This window comes from Gemmatimonadota bacterium (genome assembly GCA_016720805.1).
Classification (GTDB): domain Bacteria; phylum Gemmatimonadota; class Gemmatimonadetes; order Gemmatimonadales; family GWC2-71-9; genus Palsa-1233.
In genome coordinates this window covers 461,438-478,012 of sequence record JADKJZ010000001.1, presented here as the reverse complement: position 1 = coordinate 478,012, position 16,575 = coordinate 461,438, and the positions used below count along the sequence as shown (strand labels likewise).

16 protein-coding genes and 2 tRNA genes are annotated in these 16,575 nt (G+C 69.2%); 2 read left to right on the top strand and 16 right to left on the bottom strand.

Annotated features, from left to right (window positions below; genetic code table 11):
• Positions 1 to 6: 6 nt before the first annotated feature.
• Positions 7 to 1,008 carry an asparaginase gene (locus IPP98_02250; protein MBL0177933.1) on the bottom strand — a complete coding sequence of 334 codons (1,002 nt, stop codon included), beginning with the start codon at positions 1,006 to 1,008 and terminating at the stop codon, positions 7 to 9.
• Between the two features lie 47 nt (positions 1,009 to 1,055).
• Between IPP98_02250 and rfaE1 the strand changes: the two genes are divergently transcribed.
• Entirely contained in the window at positions 1,056 to 2,063 is a 1,008-nt protein-coding gene (rfaE1, locus tag IPP98_02245; GenBank protein ID MBL0177932.1) for a D-glycero-beta-D-manno-heptose-7-phosphate kinase, read from the top strand.
• Between the two features lie 228 nt (positions 2,064 to 2,291).
• Here the strand turns inward: rfaE1 and IPP98_02240 are convergent.
• From IPP98_02240 to IPP98_02230, 3 genes are all read right to left on the bottom strand, one after another.
• Positions 2,292 to 2,365: transfer RNA gene (locus IPP98_02240), tRNA-Val, on the bottom strand.
• Between the two features lie 49 nt (positions 2,366 to 2,414).
• A tRNA-Ile gene (locus IPP98_02235) sits at positions 2,415 to 2,488 on the bottom strand.
• Positions 2,489 to 2,676: 188 nt separating this feature from the next.
• Positions 2,677 to 3,435 (bottom strand): glycosyltransferase, encoded by a 759-nt coding sequence (locus tag IPP98_02230; protein ID MBL0177931.1) that lies wholly within the window; start codon positions 3,433 to 3,435, stop codon positions 2,677 to 2,679.
• A 362-nt stretch (positions 3,436 to 3,797) separates the two neighbouring features.
• Between IPP98_02230 and IPP98_02225 the strand changes: the two genes are divergently transcribed.
• On the top strand, positions 3,798 to 4,859 hold the full coding sequence (locus IPP98_02225; GenBank protein MBL0177930.1) for a glycosyltransferase family 4 protein: 1,062 nt from the start codon (positions 3,798 to 3,800) through the stop codon (positions 4,857 to 4,859).
• On the opposite strand, the gene IPP98_02220 is transcribed toward IPP98_02225, so the two are convergent.
• The 12 genes from IPP98_02220 to recA all read right to left on the bottom strand — a co-directional run bounded on the left by IPP98_02220 (position 4,860) and on the right by recA (position 16,452).
• Positions 4,860 to 5,867, bottom strand: a complete 1,008-nt coding sequence (locus IPP98_02220; protein ID MBL0177929.1) for an NAD-dependent epimerase — start codon at positions 5,865 to 5,867, stop codon at positions 4,860 to 4,862.
• Positions 5,868 to 5,886: 19 nt separating this feature from the next.
• Positions 5,887 to 7,170, bottom strand: a complete 1,284-nt coding sequence (gene hflX, locus IPP98_02215; GenBank protein MBL0177928.1) for a GTPase HflX — start codon at positions 7,168 to 7,170, stop codon at positions 5,887 to 5,889.
• Positions 7,171 to 7,231: 61 nt separating this feature from the next.
• Entirely contained in the window at positions 7,232 to 8,503 is a 1,272-nt protein-coding gene (locus IPP98_02210; GenBank protein MBL0177927.1) for a replication-associated recombination protein A, read from the bottom strand.
• Positions 8,504 to 8,544: 41 nt separating this feature from the next.
• A complete protein-coding gene (locus tag IPP98_02205; GenBank protein MBL0177926.1) occupies positions 8,545 to 9,759 on the bottom strand; it encodes a CCA tRNA nucleotidyltransferase in 1,215 nt (404 codons plus the stop codon).
• Positions 9,759 to 10,514 (bottom strand): SDR family oxidoreductase, encoded by a 756-nt coding sequence (locus IPP98_02200; protein MBL0177925.1) that lies wholly within the window; start codon positions 10,512 to 10,514, stop codon positions 9,759 to 9,761. The genes IPP98_02205 and IPP98_02200 overlap by 1 nt, the downstream gene beginning before the upstream one ends.
• Positions 10,511 to 11,056, bottom strand: a complete 546-nt coding sequence (locus tag IPP98_02195) for an SIS domain-containing protein (GenBank protein MBL0177924.1) — start codon at positions 11,054 to 11,056, stop codon at positions 10,511 to 10,513. Before IPP98_02195 ends, IPP98_02200 begins: the two co-directional genes overlap by 4 nt.
• 22 nt (positions 11,057 to 11,078) lie before the next feature.
• A complete protein-coding gene (locus tag IPP98_02190) occupies positions 11,079 to 11,837 on the bottom strand; it encodes a hypothetical protein (GenBank protein ID MBL0177923.1) in 759 nt (252 codons plus the stop codon).
• Positions 11,834 to 12,136 (bottom strand): hypothetical protein, encoded by a 303-nt coding sequence (locus IPP98_02185; protein MBL0177922.1) that lies wholly within the window; start codon positions 12,134 to 12,136, stop codon positions 11,834 to 11,836. Before IPP98_02185 ends, IPP98_02190 begins: the two co-directional genes overlap by 4 nt.
• The gene (locus tag IPP98_02180; GenBank protein ID MBL0177921.1) at positions 12,133 to 13,125 is read right to left on the bottom strand and encodes a hypothetical protein; all 993 of its coding nucleotides are present in this window, start codon (positions 13,123 to 13,125) and stop codon (positions 12,133 to 12,135) included. The genes IPP98_02185 and IPP98_02180 overlap by 4 nt, the downstream gene beginning before the upstream one ends.
• Positions 13,126 to 13,191: 66 nt before the next feature.
• Positions 13,192 to 14,739, bottom strand: coding sequence for an alanine--tRNA ligase (alaS, locus tag IPP98_02175; GenBank protein MBL0177920.1), 1,548 nt, complete (start codon positions 14,737 to 14,739; stop codon positions 13,192 to 13,194).
• 28 nt (positions 14,740 to 14,767) lie between these two features.
• Complete coding sequence (locus IPP98_02170; protein MBL0177919.1) at positions 14,768 to 15,400, bottom strand: regulatory protein RecX; 633 nt, start codon at positions 15,398 to 15,400, stop codon at positions 14,768 to 14,770.
• Positions 15,397 to 16,452 carry a recombinase RecA gene (recA, locus tag IPP98_02165; protein ID MBL0177918.1) on the bottom strand — a complete coding sequence of 352 codons (1,056 nt, stop codon included), beginning with the start codon at positions 16,450 to 16,452 and terminating at the stop codon, positions 15,397 to 15,399. The genes IPP98_02170 and recA overlap by 4 nt, the downstream gene beginning before the upstream one ends.
• Between the last annotated feature and the right edge of the window lie 123 nt (positions 16,453 to 16,575).

Here is a 16,575-nt window from a genome sequence, read left to right as displayed (position 1 = left end):
GTCGTCTCAGGCGAAGCGCAGCGTGAGGCGGGGCTGCCAGGACCCCGTGACCACGCCGCGCGTGTTGCGGATCTTCGGCGAGCGCCACCGCGCCAGCTCGTCCAATGGCCAATCGCCGGCGGGATCGAGGCGAGCCACCACCGCCTCGAGCAGTGCAACCAGCGCGTACCCGGCGCAGCGCATGTCGCCGTCGTGCACCTTGAGGCTCAACCCGATCCCAAGGGTCGGGAGCGCGGCACTGAAGACCCCCTCGGCGCCGATCTTTGCCACGACCCGACCGGGCCAGGCCGACATGAGGATCGTGTCCAGGCGTTCACTCCCAGCCACCATCATCGGCCAGGCCGTCATGGCGTCGCGAAGCAAGGCCATCGCCGGGGACGCCCCCGCACCGAGCGCGGCGTAGCCGCGGGCCATCGCGACGAGTGGCAGGGCAACGGCGGCGGCGGTGCAACCGTCCACCCCCCAGACCTGCTGCCCGACCGGCACCCCGGTGTACTGGGCGATCGACTGGGCCACGCGGTCCTGCACCGGGTGGCCGGTGGCCTCGTAGCCGTCGGTCGGCCAGTCGTGCAGCCGAGCGAGGGCCAACAGTCCGGCGTGCTTCCCGGAGCAGTTGCTCCAGAGCGGAGTGGGTGCGACGCCCTCGCGAATCATTCGCTCGGCCTGCTCCGGCCAGAGGGACGGATGCCCGCCGCAGGAGAGCTGGTCCTCGCGCAGGCCGACGGCCTCGAGCCACCGCGCCCCGACGACCCGGTGCTCCGACTCCGCATTGTGGGAGCCGCACGCCAGCGCCAGCATCTCCTGATCCAGACCGAAGCGTTCGATCCCGCCGTCCTCGACGAGCGGGGCGAGCTGGAACGGCTTGGACGCCGAGCGCCAATAGGTCACCAGCTCCGGATCCCCGGCGTGGGCAATCAGGGTACCGTCGGTGGTCACCACGGCCGCAGAGACATGGTGGACCGATTCGTCCAGGGGGCCGCGGACGGCCACAATCGCAAAGTCCGACATGGGGGCCAAGATACCCGCGCTCGCCCGAGATCGGGTAGTTTTCCTCAATGACACAGACCCTGCATCCGCTCAGCCGCACGCGCCTGGAGGCGCTCCTGGAGGCCATCTCCCAGACGGTGGTCCTCGTCGTCGGGGACGTCATGCTGGACCGCTACCTCATGGGCGATGTGGAAAGAATTTCGCCCGAGGCGCCAGTCCCGATCGTGACCGTGGTGGACGAGCACGCCGTGCCGGGTGGAGCCGCGAACGTCGCCGCCAACCTGGCCGCCCTTGGTGCCTCCCCCAGGCTTCACGGCGTGGTGGGCGACGACGCGGCGGGCGACGCCCTCCGAGAGGCGTTGGCAGCCCGCGCCATCCCGACCAACGGCGTCCTGACCCAAGGCGGCCGGCCAACGACGACCAAGACGCGGATCGTGGCCCGCGGGCAGCAAGTGGTGCGGATCGACCTGGAGGTCACCACCGCCCTCCCCGACCGGACCCGCGAGCTGTTGCTCGAGGCGGTCCTCGCCGCGATGCCCGCCTGCGGAGCGGTGGTCCTGGAGGACTACGACAAGGGCGTGATGGACCCGGCGCTGGCAGCCGCCGTGATCGCCGCCGCGACCGCCCAGGGGATCCCGGTCGTTGTCGACCCCAAGCAGCGCAACTTCTTCGGCTATGCCGGCGCCACCGTCTTCAAGCCGAACCGCCGCGAGTTGGAGCAGGCCCTCGGCACCCACTTCGCGGGCGACGACCGCGACCTGGCCGACGCCCGAATCCGCCTGGGGGCCGAGCACCTCCTCCTCACCCTCGGCGCAGAGGGGATGGCCCTGGTCTCGGCCGACGCCCCGCTCCGGAGAACGCCCTCGATCGCGCGGGAGGTCTTCGACGTCTCGGGAGCAGGGGACACGGTCACGGCGTGGCTCGGGGCGGCCCTGGCGGCCGGGGCCGAGATCACGGAGGCCGTTTGGATGGCAAACCTCGCCGCCGGGGTCGAGGTCGGGAAGCAAGGAACGGCGACGGTGTCGGCGGACGAGGTGATGGCGGCGTGGGAGGAGGAAGTAGGCGATGATCGATGATCGATCATCGATCATCCTGCTTTTCAATGACTTACGCTGTGGAAAACTCTACTTATCAACATCGGCGTTTTCCACATTTGTGATGTTCCGGCATACAAGAACGGCGGCCGCGATCCTGGGATCGCAGCCGCCTTCTTGTTGTCCTGCCGTTCCGAGCCAGCCCGGGAGGCTCCACTCACTGACTGACTCGGCGGTCCTACGCCACCTAGCGAGGTGGTTCGGACCGAGTGGGCGATGAGGGGATCGAACCCCCGACCTCGCGCATGTGAGGCGCGCGCTCTAACCAGCTGAGCTAATCGCCCGAACCGAGCCCGGGGATATTACCACGCTTCGAACGACCTGACAACCCAGTGGCCCCGGGGGGATTCGAACCCCCGACCGTCAGATTATGAGTCCGCTGCTCTAACCACCTGAGCTACGGGGCCGAACAACTTGTCAACAATAAACTTACAGCGCAGCGTTCGAGTGAATTCTTTTCCACGTCCTCGCCAGCCGATACCCCCCACCCCATCCAAATCGGTGCAATTGGGCACCAAAAACTGCGAGCGGAGCGAGTTGTCCACAGACGAAATCGAGCCAATGCCTCGCCCTCAGACCGCCCCGCGACCCACCCCTAGCCCTTCGGGCCCCGCACCGTACGGTACAGCGCAATGTGGGAATCCACCATCCGCCCGACCGTGAAGCGCTCCTGCACCCTTCCCCGCCCCGCGATCCCCATCCGCTCCCGCAGGTCGAGGTCGTCCACCAAGGTCCGCATCGCCTCCGCTAGCGCCCCGGCGTCCCGAATCGGCACCTCGAGCCCGGTGACCCCTGCCTCGTTGACCTCACGCACCCCTGAGGGGACGGCGGTGGTAATCACCGGCCGACGGGCCGCCATCGCCTCAAGCAGCACCATGCCGAACATCTCTTCCGTACCGACCGAGGGGAGCACGAGGAAGTCGGCGTCGGCCATCCGGCGGGGGAGGTCCTCGTCGGGGTACTCGCCCCACCACTTCACCCGGTCGGAGACGGCCAGGGCCTGCGCCAGCGTCTGCAGACGGTTCCGTTCAGGCCCGCTGCCGACGATATCGAGCCGCAGATCGGGGACCATCGCCAGGGCACGGAGAAGGAAATCGACCCCCTTGTAGGCGGCCAGCCGGCCGATGAAGAGGGCCCTCGGTGGATTCCCCGGTGGGGGCGGCGGCACCAGTTCCCAGCGACGCTCGTCGATCCCGAACGGGATCACGTGGACCTTCTCTTCGAAACCCCGCAGCTCGCGCGAGAGGGCGATGTGGGCGGTGGACGGGACGACGATCGCCTCGGCCCGGTGCAGGACGTACTTCGACGGCAGCCGGTACTGGAACGACGGGTAGTCGGCGTGCTGGGTGACCACGAGTGGCGCGCCAGCGACGGCCGGAGGGCGTAGGCGACGTCGGCCAGCGAGTTCGGATGGTGCAGATGGATGATGTCGGCCCGACGCCACGCCGCGGCGAGGTAGGTCGGTGCCAATTCCTGCGACCCGACCGGGGCGAACGACCAGGCGCGCGTCACCGCCGCCCGACGACGCTGGCCGGGTGGCGCATCGCCGAACGCCGTCACCGAAATCACTTCGGCTTCGTGTCCGCGCTCGGCCGCGCCTTCGGCCAATCCCTGGACCACGCGTTCCATGCCGCCAGAGCGGGGCCAGTAGTACTTCGCGAGATGAAGAATCCGCATGGGGTGGAAAGTAAGCCCGACTCCCCCATCTTTGTCCCCGTGAGAGTCTTCCTGCTTGCCCCGGAGTCCCCAGCGCGCGATGTCCTGCGTGCCCTCGTCGCCTTGGGGATCGCCCCAGTGGTCGCGCGTCCAACCGGCGACACCGCCGCCGACGGGCAGATCCAGTATCTGCGCGTGGCGACACGCGGTGATGCGCGTGACCCGATGGACCTGCGGTGGTCACGCAAGGCGCTGCGCGCCGCCGTGCGTGACACCGGCCCGGCGCTGCTCCACATCGTCGGTGACCCGTGGACACCCACCGCCGAGGTCGGCGCCGCGGCCGCACGCGACTTGAAGGTGCCCTACGTCCTGGTGGGTACTTCGTCGCTGGGCGGACCATCCGGCTTCACCGCCCGGTGGCAGGCGCGCCGGGTACGCGATGGCGCCGGCGGATTCGCCGGCATCTCGCGTCCGGCACTCGACCACCTGATCGGGGGCAGCACGCCATTGCCCACGGCGGTGATTCCGCCGACTGGCCTGGTGATCCCGGCGGCCACCCCGCCGCGCCACGATCCACCGCCCGTCGTCTTCGGCGTGGTCGGGCGATTGATCCGCGAACGCGGCGTGGACCTCCTGCTCGACGCATTGGCGGAGACGTACGGCGACTGGCGCCTCCGGATCCTCGGTACCGGCCCCGCCCAGGAGGCCCTGGAGGCCCAGGCCCAGCGTCTCGGACTCTCCTCCCGGCTCGAATGGCTCGGTGCCCTGCCCCGCGAGGAGCTGGCGGCCTTCTTTGCCTCGGTGGATGTGCTGGTCGCCCCGTCGCGCTCGACGCCGCAGTGGGTGGAGCCCACGGGGATGGTCATTTTGGAGGGGATGGCGCAGGGGTGCGGGGCGATCGTGACGCGCTGCGGCGCACTGCCCGATGTGGTGGGCGAGGCGGGGATGATCGTGAACGAAGACGACCGCCCGGCCCTGACCCGCGCCCTGCAGGGGCTTGTCAGCGAACCGGCGCGCTGCCGCCCCCTCGGGGCCGCCGCGCGCCAGCGGGCACTCGAACGCTACAGCGACGGACCGATCGCCGAGGCGATGGTGGCGATGTGGCGGCGGGTCGCACGGTAGCTAGACCCCGTAAAACTCCTTGTACCACTCCACGAATCGCTTGACGCCGACTTCAACGGATGTCCCCGGGTGGAAGCCGGTGTCGCGCACGAGATCGCTCACGTCGGCGCTGGTCTCCGGGACGTCGCCCATCTGCATCGGGGCGTAGATCTTCTCGGCCGTCATCCCGAGTTCCTTCTCGAGCGCCGAGATGAAGTCCATCAGCGGCGTCGGCTGGTTGTTGCCGATGTTGTAGAGTCGGTACGGCGCCGAGCTGGAGGCGGGATCGGGGTGGGTCGAATCCCACTCAGGATTTGGCGCGGCCGGTCGATCGGAGACCCGGACCACGCCCTCAACGATGTCACCGACATAGGTGAAGTCCCGGCGCATCCGGCCGTGATTGAACACCTCGATCGGGCGTCCCTCGAGAATCGCCTTGGCGAAGAGGAAGAGCGCCATGTCGGGGCGTCCCCACGGACCATACACCGTGAAGAAGCGGAGCCCGGTGCAGGGCAGGCCATAGAGGTGGGCATAGGAGTGCGCCATCAACTCGTTGGCCTTCTTGGTCGCGGCATAGAGCGAGACCGGGTGGTCCACGCCCTGGTGCACCGAGAACGGCATCGCGGTGTCGAGCCCGTACACCGACGACGTCGACGCGAAGGTGAAGTGCTCCGCGCCATGGTGCCGGGCGCCCTCGATGGCGTGGAGGAAGCCGGTGATGTTGCTGTCGACATAGGCGTGCGGGTGGGTCACCGAATAGCGAACCCCCGCCTGTGCGGCGAGGTGGATGACCCGCGGGAAGCGCTCGACCCGAAAGAGCTCTTCCATCGCGGTGCGGTCGGTCAAGTCGATCCGCACGAACCGGAAGTTGGGAAAGCGGCGCAGTCGCTCGAGCCGAGCCTCCTTGAGGGTCGGGTCGTAGTAGGCGTTCACATTGTCGAGGCCCACCACCTCATCGCCCCGCTCCAGCAGCTTCTCGCTGACGTGGGAACCGATGAATCCCGCCGCGCCCGTCACCAGATGCTTCATGCCCACTCCCCGAAATGTGTTAGCGCACCGTGACGCCTTCGCGCCGCAGCTGCTCGGCCCGCCAGGGCTCGAGGCGGACCATCACCGCCAACTGCCCCTCCTCCAGCGACTGCCGCAGGACGTCGCCGATCCGGTGCAGCTGGCCCAGCCGCTTCCCGTCCGACGGATCCAGCAGGACCCGTACCACGGGGCGGATCGCCTCTGCGCGGCCCCGCAGCGCCGATTTCAGCGACTGGAGGCCGTCAATCCGCATCGTGCTCGTGAAGATCGCGTCGGGGTAACGCTCGTGGGCCAGGGTCGCGAAGGCGTTCGGGTCGGCCAGGGCGTCCAGCTTGTTGAAGACGACCTGGACCGGCTTCTCCTCCAGCCCCAGTTCGGTCAGCACTTCCTCGACGGTGTGCATCTGGTCCTCCCACTCGTCGTGCGAGGCATCGACGATGTGGAGCAGGATGTCGGCCTCGCCGGCCTCCTCGAGGGTGGCGCGGAACGAGGCGACGAGATGGTGCGGCAGCTTGCGGATGAAGCCGACGGTGTCGCTGAGCCGGACGCGGAGGTTGTCGCCGAGGTCGACTTCGCGGGTGAGGGTGTCGAGCGTGGCGAAGAGCCGGTCCTCGACGAAGATCTCGTGCTCGCCGGAGAGCCCGCGGAGGATGCTCGACTTCCCCGCGTTGGTGTACCCCACGAGCGCCGCGCCGAGCATCACGCTGCGGCCGGAACGGATCGTCTCGCGATGCCGCTGCACGTCGCGCAACTTCTCGCGGAGCAGGGCGATCTTGGTGCGGATCATCCGGCGGTCGGTCTCGAGCTGCGTCTCGCCCGGCCCCCGCAACCCGATGCCGCCGCGCGTCCGCGACAAGTGGGTCCACATCCGGGTGAGTCGCGGCAGCATGTACTGCAGCTGCGCGAGCTCCACCTGCAGCTTCGCCTCGTGACTGCGTGCCCGCGTCGCGAAGATGTCGAGGATGATCTCGGCGCGGTCCATGACCCGCGTGCGCGTCTGCTCCTCGATCCCCTGCCCCTGCGCCGGCGAGAGCTCCTCGTCGAACACGACCAGCGTCGCCTTCGTGTCGAAGACGAGCTTGGCGAGTTCCTCGACCTTGCCCTCGCCGATCAGCGTGGCCGCCGACGCCGACGCAATCTGCTGCGTCAGCCGACCGACGATCTCGCCGCCGGCCGTGTCCACCAGGCGCGACAGCTCCTCGAGGTGCTCCTCGAGTTTCTGCGCGTCGCTGCTCCCCTTGCGAGGGGCGGCAACGAGGATGACACGCTCCCGCGGGGGGACGACTTCAATTGGCGCGCGCATGCTCGACTCCGACTGGGATGATTCGCAAGATAGTGACGGGGCGCCCGGGGCCTGACTGCCCTCAGTCGTTCGATGGGGGGCGCGAGGCGTCGACGGCGCCGCGTTCCTGCCACCACTTCATCCGCTCGGCGATCCGCTGCTCCTGCCCGAACGGACCGGGCCGGTAGAACTCGGCGTCCTTGATCGCATCGGGGAGGTACTGCTGGGCGATGAAGCCCGAGGGATCATCGAAGGCATACTTGTAACCGGCCCCGTAGCCGAGCTCCTTCATCAGTCCGGTCGGCGCATTGCGGATATGGAGCGGGACGGGCGCAGCGGGCGAGTCGGCCGCGGCGGCCTGTGCAGCACCCCACGCCACATACACGCGGTTGCTCTTTGGCGCGGTGGCGAGATAGACGGCCACCTCCGCCAGGGCGAGCTCGCCTTCGGGGCTGCCGAGAAAGTGGAAGGCATCGCGTCCGGCGATGGCCACCTCCAGGGCGCGCGGATCGGCGAGCCCGATGTCCTCGGTCGCCATGCGCACCAGCCGCCGCGCCAGAAACATCGGATCCTCGCCGCCCTGCAGGATCCGCGCGAGCCAATACAGGGCGCCCTGCGGATCGCTTCCCCGCACCGCCTTGTGCAGTGCGGAGATCAGGTCGTAGTGCTGCTCGCCTGCCTTGTCGTGCGACGCGAGGCGACGGGCCATCGTCGCCTCGATCACCTCGGAGGTGATGGTGCCACCGGCTCCCACGTGCTGGGCCGCGGCCTCCAGAATCGTCAGCGCTCGCCGAGCATCGCCATCGGCCACCCGCGCGAGGAGGTCGCGCGCCTCGGGGGTGACGGTCACGCCGCCACGGAGCCCGTCGTCGCTCGCGACCGCGCGGTCGATGACGCCGGCGATCTCCTCCGGCGCCAACGGCTGCAGCACCCAGACACGCGCCCGCGAGAGCAGCGCGGCGTTCAGCTCGAAGGACGGGTTCTCGGTGGTGGCGCCGATCAGGGTGACGATCCCCTGCTCCACGGCCGGAAGAAAGGCGTCCTGCTGTCCGCGATTGAGCCGGTGGATCTCGTCGACAAAGAGGATCGTGCCACGGCCGAGGCGTCGACGCTCTTCCGCTTCCTTGATGATCTCCCGGACACGCGGGATCCCTTCGCTGACCGCCGAAAACGGCACGAATGCCCGCTCGGTGTGTCGCGCCACCAGTCGGGCCAGTGTGGTCTTGCCGGTGCCGGGCGGTCCCCAGAGGACGATGCTCCCGACATCCTCGCGACGAATCGCATCGCCAAGCGGTTTGCCGACGGCGAGGAGATGCTGCTGACCGGCGTAGTCCTCGAGGGTACGCGGCCGCATCCGTGCCGCGAGCGGTTCCGGCGGGGCGAAGAGCGAGTCGGTCACCGGTCCAGCCCGTGGGCCAGGTCGCGCGCCCGTGCCAACAGTTGGTCCCGGCTGTTGCGTGCGGGGTCGGTCAGCACGGCATCGAGGAGCTGGTCAAGCAGGAGTCCGAGCGCGGGGCCGGGGCTGACGATGCCAGCCGCGATGAGGTCGTTGCCGGTGATGGCAAGTTGGCCGCGCGTGGTGGCGTCGCCCCGCAACGTGACGGCGGCAACTTCGTCATCCCAGCCATGCTCCACATCGCCGCGCCACTGCGCCAGTCGGACCAGGTCGCCGACGGCATCGCCAACGCGGTGCATCCAGCGCCGCACCGACTCGCCGTCGGCAGCCGCCGGTGCCGGTGGCCCCGCGTCGATGGCCGCGGCCCGGCGAATTTCCGCCGTGGAGCCCTTGAGCCGCCGCCAGACGCTTGCCGACGGCGAACAGTAGTACGCCGTCAGCAGTGGCGGATCACGGTCCTCGGGGGTCGGCGCGGGCCGGGCCACGCGAGCGGCATCCAGTTCGGGAATCCAGCTCGCCGCGACTCCGGAGGTGAGCCAGAGCTGCAACAGCGCCGCCGGGTCGCGGGCGGTGCGCAGTCCCTTCACCCATTCGTCCCGCACGCGCTCCGCCGAGAGATGCGCGATGTCGCCCGACTGCGCGACCGCGGCGTTCCACGTGGCGGGGTCGATCATGAAATCGAGGCGTGCCGCGAAGCGCAGTGCGCGCAGGATCCTGAGCCGGTCCTCGCGAAAGCGCTGCACTGGATCGCCGACCGCGCGGACCACGCGTCGGTGCAGGTCGGCGCGACCGTCGAACGGATCGGCCCACCGGTCGTGCACGGGATGGTAGGCGATCGCGTTGATGGTGAAATCACGCCGCGCGAGATCCTCTTCCAGCGACGCGCCGAAGGCCACGACGGCATGCCGCCCATCGGTCACGACGTCGTGCCGAAAGGTGGTTACCTCGTGGAGGATGCCCTGCTCGTCGAGGACGCCGACGGTGCCGTGCTCGATCCCGACGGCGATCGTGCGTCGAAAGAGCGAGCGCACCACGGTTGGTGGCGCCGCCGTCGCGAGGTCGACATCGCTGCCTGAGCCACCGAGCAACGCGTCGCGAATCGCGCCGCCAACGCACCACGTTTCGTACCCCGCCTCTTCGAGGCGGCGCACGATGCCGATGACCTGCTCGGGAATCCGAATCGCGTCGTGACCTGGCGTGGACGCCTCCGACATCAGCCGCAGAGTACGCTGCCGCCGTTCACGTTGAGGATCTCGCCGGTCACATGCCGCGCGAGATCGGAGAGCAGAAAGAGCACGGGCCCGGCAATATCCTCCGCGCTGGCCACCCGGCCCACCGGAATCGTCGAGGCGATGGCGGCGCGCGCCTGCGGATCGCCGAGCGCCGCGGTGGTCATCTCGGTGTCGACCCACCCCGGTGCCACAGCGTTGACCGCAATCCCCGGCGCGCATTCGATCGCCAGGGACTTCACCAGGGCGATCATCGCCCCCTTCGACGCGGCGTAATCGGCGTGGAACGCCTCGCCCCGCTGCCCGGCCGTCGAGGCGATCATCACGATGCGCCCGCTCCCCTGCATCAAGCCGATCGCGGCGCGCGTGGTGAGGAAGAGCGAATCGAGGTTGACCCGGATGGTCTCCCGCCACCGCTCAGGTGCCATCGCGGCGAGGGGCGTCTCCGCCGCCGGCCAGATGCCATGGTTCGCCACGAAGCCGTCGAGCCCACCGAACGCGGCCTGCACTTCGGCAAAGCACTGCGCCACGCGCTTCGGATCGCCGAGGTCGCCGCCGCCCACATACGCGCGGCGACCCATCGCCCGCACCGCCTTGGCCACCGCATCGGCGTCGGCGCGACGGGTGCGGTAGGTGATGCCGACATCGGCCCCGGCCTTGGCACAGAGCAACGCGGTGGCACGTCCAATCCCCCGCGAGCCGCCGGTCACCAGGATGCGCTTCCCCTGCAGCGAGATCATCCGCCGAATTCGGTCGTCAGGAGGGCGGCGATCTGGTGCTGCACGGCGAGGTGCAACTCCTGCACATGGTTCACGCGGCGGTCCGGAACCACGAACGCATGGTCGACCAGCGGAAGCAACGCCCCGCCGTCGCCGCCGAGCATCGCCACGGTCGTGACCTGCAGCTCGCGGGCCCGCCGTGCCGCCACGAGGCAATTGGGCGAATTCCCCGAGGTGCTGTGCAGCACCAGGACGTCGCCGGGCCGGGCGAGCGCCTCGAGTTGCCGCGCGAAGAGCGCGTCGGCGCCGAGGTCGTTGGCGGACGCGGTGAGGATCGACGTGTCGGTGGTGAGCGCCAGGGCGCGCAACGCCTTCCGCTGGGTCGCGTGATACCTCACGACGTATTCCGCCGCGAGGTGCTGCGCGTCCGCGGCGGAACCGCCATTGCCCGCGAAGAAGAGCGTGCCGCCCTGGGCCAGGCACCGCCGCATCGCCCCGACGATGCCCTCGAGGCCCTCGGGGTGGGCGGCCACCCGCTCTGCCAGCAGCGCGAGTTCGCGCAGCCCGGCGCTGATCCGGGTGGCGTCACTCATCGGAGCCGAACATCCGCTGCATCTTGCGCCAGAGGGAATCGCGCACGGGGAGCGGATCCACCTCGTAGGTCGCCTGGTCATCGAGGATCGCGCGCGGGTTGGCATCGAGCAGGAGCAACGCCTGTTCGGCGCCCTCATGCTCGCCCAGCCACTCCAGCGCGGTGGCGACGTTGCGCTCGTCGCCGTGGTTGTCGGCGGCGAGAATGTCGGCCAACCCATGACGGACGATGTCGCGCGCGCGGTCTCCCCGACTCCGCGGCAGCGTCAGCGTGGTCGCGTCGACCTGCATCACGGCGCCGAGTTCGCGCCAGGCGCGCACACTCGGCACGCTGCACGACGTATATCGCTCCGGGTGAGCGAGGATCGGCACCAACCCGAGTTGGATCACCTCGTACAGGGCGCGCCCGACGATCTCCGCCGGGACCATACGCGGAAACTCCACCAGCAGGTAGCGCGAGTTCCGGATGGTCACCACCCGCTCCGCCGCCGCGGCCGGCACCGGTCGGTCCAGCATCACTTCGGCGCCGCGGTGCAGGCGGACCTCGGGAGGGGCGACTGCCGTGAGCGCCGCCCATGCGGCATCGTAGGCCGGCGGGAAGCCGGCGGCGAGCTGCGACGAGAGCAGGTGCGGCGTGCAGGCGACGTCGGTGATCCCCTTCATCGCGAAGGTGCGGAGGACGCGCACCGACTGCTCGACGCTCCGAGAGCCGTCGTCGACGCCAGGCAGGACATGGGAATGGAGGTCGATCATGCCGACGTCACCGCAGTCCGGATGGCGACCGCACGTTCACGCAGCGCCATCGGGTCCCGCTCCGCCTCGGCCAGCAGTGCCAGGGTGATCAAGGCATCGGCCGCCAGCAGGTCGAGCGCCGCGTCCCGCGTGGCCCCGGCGGCGATGGCCGCCGCGAGCGCCTGCCGTCCGGCGTCGGTGAGCTGATCGCCCACGGTCGCTCCCGCACTCCCGTGCAGCCACTCGGCGCTCGCTGCCACGAGCCGCGCCGGCGCGCCCTCGGTCCGCGCGGTGAACCACGCCGTCGAGGTGTCGCTCACGCGCCGACCCACTCCGCCACCAGCGGCACGATCCGATCAACGACGACGGCCTCGACGTTCTCGACGCCAAGGGAGCCGCTCGCGAAGGTCGGCCGCCCGCCGCCGCGCCCGCCGAACGCACCGGTGAGCAGCTTCATCGCGGCGTTGGCATCCTTGCCGGCTGCGATGAGATCATCCGACACCGCCAGCGTGATCGCGGCAGGCAAGGTCGGATTCACGAGCACCAGCATCGCCTGCGCCTTCTCTGCGCTGCGGAACGCATCGGCGAGCTCACCGAGTTGCGCCCGATCCTCGGTGACCGTGCTGCGCAGATGAATCGTGACGGGACCGGCCGTGAGCAACCTGGCTTCCGCCGCGCCGCCACCCTTGAGCGCCTCGGCGAGCCGGGCCTCGAGCTTCTCGCGCTCGGCAAGCATCGCCTCCAGCTTGCGCTCGATCTGGTCGGGCTGCGCCTTGAGGCTCTGCGCCAAGGCGGTGATCCGCCCCTCGGCCGCACGCACGGCCGCATACGCGCCGTGGCCGGTGATCGCCTCGATGCGCCGGACTCCAGCAGCCACACCACCCTGCGCGGTGAAGCGGAAGAGGCCGATCTGGCCGGTGGACCGCACATGCGTCCCGCCGCAGAGTTCGATCGAGTCGCCCATGGTCACCACGCGGACAACGTCGCCGTACTTGTCGGCGAAGAAGGCCATCGCCCCCTTGGCGAGCGCGTCGGGATACGACATCTCTCGGATGTCGACCGGCGCGTTGGCGAGCACGAGGTCGTTCACTTCGGCCTCGATGTCGGCGAGCTGCGCGGGATCGACCGGACCACCGTGCGAGAAGTCGAAGCGGAGCCGCGTCGGCTCGACCAGCGACCCCTGCTGCCGCACGTGCCCACCGAGGTGACGGCGCAGCACCATGTGCGCGAGGTGCGTGGCGGAGTGATTGCGCTCGATCTCCGCGCGCCGCGCGGCATCGACGCTTGGCCTGAACTGGAGCCGGCTCACCGATCGGCGCCCCGTATGCTGCCAACGAGTACGCTGCGCCTAGCTCGGCATCCTTGACGACGTCGGTCACCTGGAAGCGCCACCCCTCGCCCTGATGATGCCAGGTCGGCCTGCTGGCCGCCGCTGGCGGCATAGAAAGGGGATTCTCCGCCAGGACGAGGATCCGTTTGCCTCGCCGCCATGGCGCTCAGCACCTTGGTTTCGGCCTGGGTCGCTGTACCCGACGAACCGAGTCTGACCCTCGAGCCCGATGGTGACTTTCACCTTTCCGAGCGCCGCCCCGCCCTTCCCTGCCGCCGCACGACTCCGCTCGCGCTGCTCCGTCATCGCGACGTCGAAGCCGTCGGTGTCGACGCTGATTCCCATCTCCTCGGCGATCAGCACCGTGAGGTCCAGCGGAAAGCCGAAGGTGTCGAACAACTTGAACGCCTCGTCGCCGGCGATCCGCGTGGTGCCGGCGGCGCGGATCTCCTCAAGCCGCGAGAGCCCTGCCTCGATGGTCTCGAGGAAGCGGGCTTCTTCCTGGCGAATCGTCTCGGCGACGAACGCCTGCTTCTCCACGAGCACCGGATAGGCCTCGCCCATCAAGGCGACGACGGTCGGCACCAGCTCGACCAGCGTCGGCTCGCGACGGCCGAGCAGCCAGGCATGGCGCACGGCACGGCGGAGGATACGGCGCAGCACGAAGCCGCGTCCCTCGTTGCTCGGATAGACGCCGTCGAGCAGCAGGAACGAGACGGCCCGCGCGTGGTCGGCAAGGACGCGATACGAGATGCCGGTGCCCTCCGGCCCACCTGGATACGGCGCGCCGACGAGCCGCTCCACGTCGGCGATCAGCGGACGGAAGAGATCGGTGTGGAAGTTGTCGTCCTGCCCCTGCAACACGGCGGTGATCCGCTCCAGGCCGGCACCGGTGTCGACGCTCGGCTTCGGCAGCGGCGTGAGCGTGCCGTCGGCGGAGCGGTCGAACTGCATGAAGACCAGGTTCCAGATCTCAAGGAAGCGGCCCGCTTCGGCCTCGACCTCGAACTCCTCCTGCGACATCGCGACGGGCGTGCTCCCCGGCGTCCACTTCAGGTCGACGTAGATCTCCGAGCATGGGCCGCACGGTCCGGTGTCGCCCATCTGCCAGAAGTTGTCCTTGTCGCCGAGGCCGTAGATCCGGTCGGCGGGGAGCGTCGAGTGCTCGAGCCAGAGCGCACGCGCCTCGTCATCGGTGTGGTGCACCGTGACGCGCAGGCGATCGGCCGGGATGCCGAGGTACTCGGGCGAGGTGACGAACTCCCAGGCGAACTTGATGGCGTCCTGCTTGAAGTAGTCGCCGAACGAGAAGTTGCCGAGCATCTCGAAGAAGGTGTGGTGACGTCGGGTCAGCCCCACCTGTTCGAGGTCGTTGTGTTTCCCACCGGCGCGCACGCACTTCTGGCAGGTGACCGCACGGACGTAGCTCCGTGGATCCTGTCCGAGGAAGGTGCGTTTGAACTGCACCATGCCGGCATTGGTGAAGAGGAGCGTCGGGTCGTCGGCGGGAACGAGGGTCGACGAGGCGACCTCGGTGTGACCCTGGGCGACGAAATAGTCGAGGAATCGGCGGCGAATCTGGGCGGCGTTCATGGGGCGGAATCTAACCAACCCCGGCCCGTCAGCCCTCCCCTACCAATCGCCGGACATGGCCATTGGCCACGGCCCCGGCCCACCCCCGGCGGGCGAAGAAGGCCAGCAACCGACGCCGCTTGGCGTCACGGGTGAGCCCCTTCATGCTGGCCACGCGTCGCTCGGCCTGCGCCAGTGTCTTGGCCATCGGGTCGGGGGCTTCCTCGTCCTGGAGCGTGACCAGCGCGGCGGCAACCAGCTCATTCGGCACGCCGAGCCGCGCGAGGTCGTGCCGGATGCGCATCGGGCCGCTTCCCCGCCGCGCCCGCACCTCGACGTAGCCCCGGGCAAATGCCGCGTCGTCGAGCAATCCGAGCGTGGTCAGCCGAGCCACCGCGCCCGCAACCGCGTCGGGGCCATGACTCCGCCGGCCCAACTTGCGCGTCAATTCGACGGTGCCATGGGCCCGCTGCTCGATCGCCTTGATGGCCGCTCGGAACGCGGCCTCTTCATCGGCCGCGGCATCGAGTGCCGCCACCCCGCCTGCCGGGAGGGGCCGAGCCGGGGCGAGGCCGAGGGCCGCGACGACATCGGCCGGCACGGTCCAGGCGGGCCGCCCGTCCACGATGACCCGGGTGCTCCCGGGGCGCCGTGGATCGGGGACCAGTGCTTCGATGATCACTCGCCGTCATCCTCATCGGGGACGCCCGGGCCCGCGGCGGCCAGCATGCCCAGCGACTCCTTCACCTTGGCCTCGACCTCGGCCATCAGGGCGGCGTTGTCCTTGAGGAAGAGCTTGGCGTTCTCGCGCCCCTGCCCGATCCGCTGCTCGCCGTAGGAGTACCAGGCGCCCGACTTCTGGATGATCCCCGCCTCGGAGGCGATGTCGACCAGCAGGCCGGTGTGCGAGATCCCTTCGTCGAACATGACGTCGAACTCCGCCTGCTTGAACGGCGGCGCCACCTTGTTCTTGACCACCTTCACGCGGACGTGCGACCCGATGACGGCCTCGCGTTCCTTGACCGGCCCGATGCGGCGGATGTCCATGCGGAGCGAGGCGTAGAACTTGAGCGCCTTGCCGCCCGTGGTCGTCTCGGGGTTGCCGAACATCACGCCGATCTTCTCGCGCAGCTGGTTGATGAAGACCACGGAGCAGTGGGTCCGGTTGATGGCGCCGGCGAGCTTGCGGAGGGCCTGGCTCATGAGGCGCGCCTGGAGGCCCATGTGGGAATCGCCCATCTCGCCTTCGATTTCCGCCTTCGGCACCAGCGCGGCGACCGAGTCGATCACCACCAGGTCAACGGCGCCGGAGCGGACGAGGATCTCGACGATCTCGAGGGCCTGTTCGCCGGTGTCGGGCTGCGAGACGAGCAGGTTCTCGATGTCGACGCCGAGCTTCTTGGCGTACTCGATGTCGAGGGCGTGTTCGGCGTCGACGTAGGCGGCCACCCCGCCCGACTTCTGGACGTTGGCGACGAGGTGCAAGCAGAGCGTCGTCTTACCCGACGACTCGGGGCCGTAGATCTCGGTGATCCGGCCGCGGGGGACGCCGCCGATGCCGGTGGCGGCATCGAGGTTGATGGCGCCGGTGGAGATGGCGTCGATCTTCACGCGGGGCCGGTCCGCCCCCATCCGCATGATCGACCCCTTCCCCAGCTGCTTCTCGATCTGGGAGATGGCGAGGTTGAGGGCCTTCTTCTTCTCGGTGTCGACGCGGGTTTCGGTGGCGGACATGGCGTTGGGATCCTGGGGAATGGTGAGTGCCGGAAACAACGGATGATCGATCATCGATGATCGAACATCGATCATCGCGGTGTGGAGCATTTCACTCCACCAGTCTATCTCCTAACAAGCTAC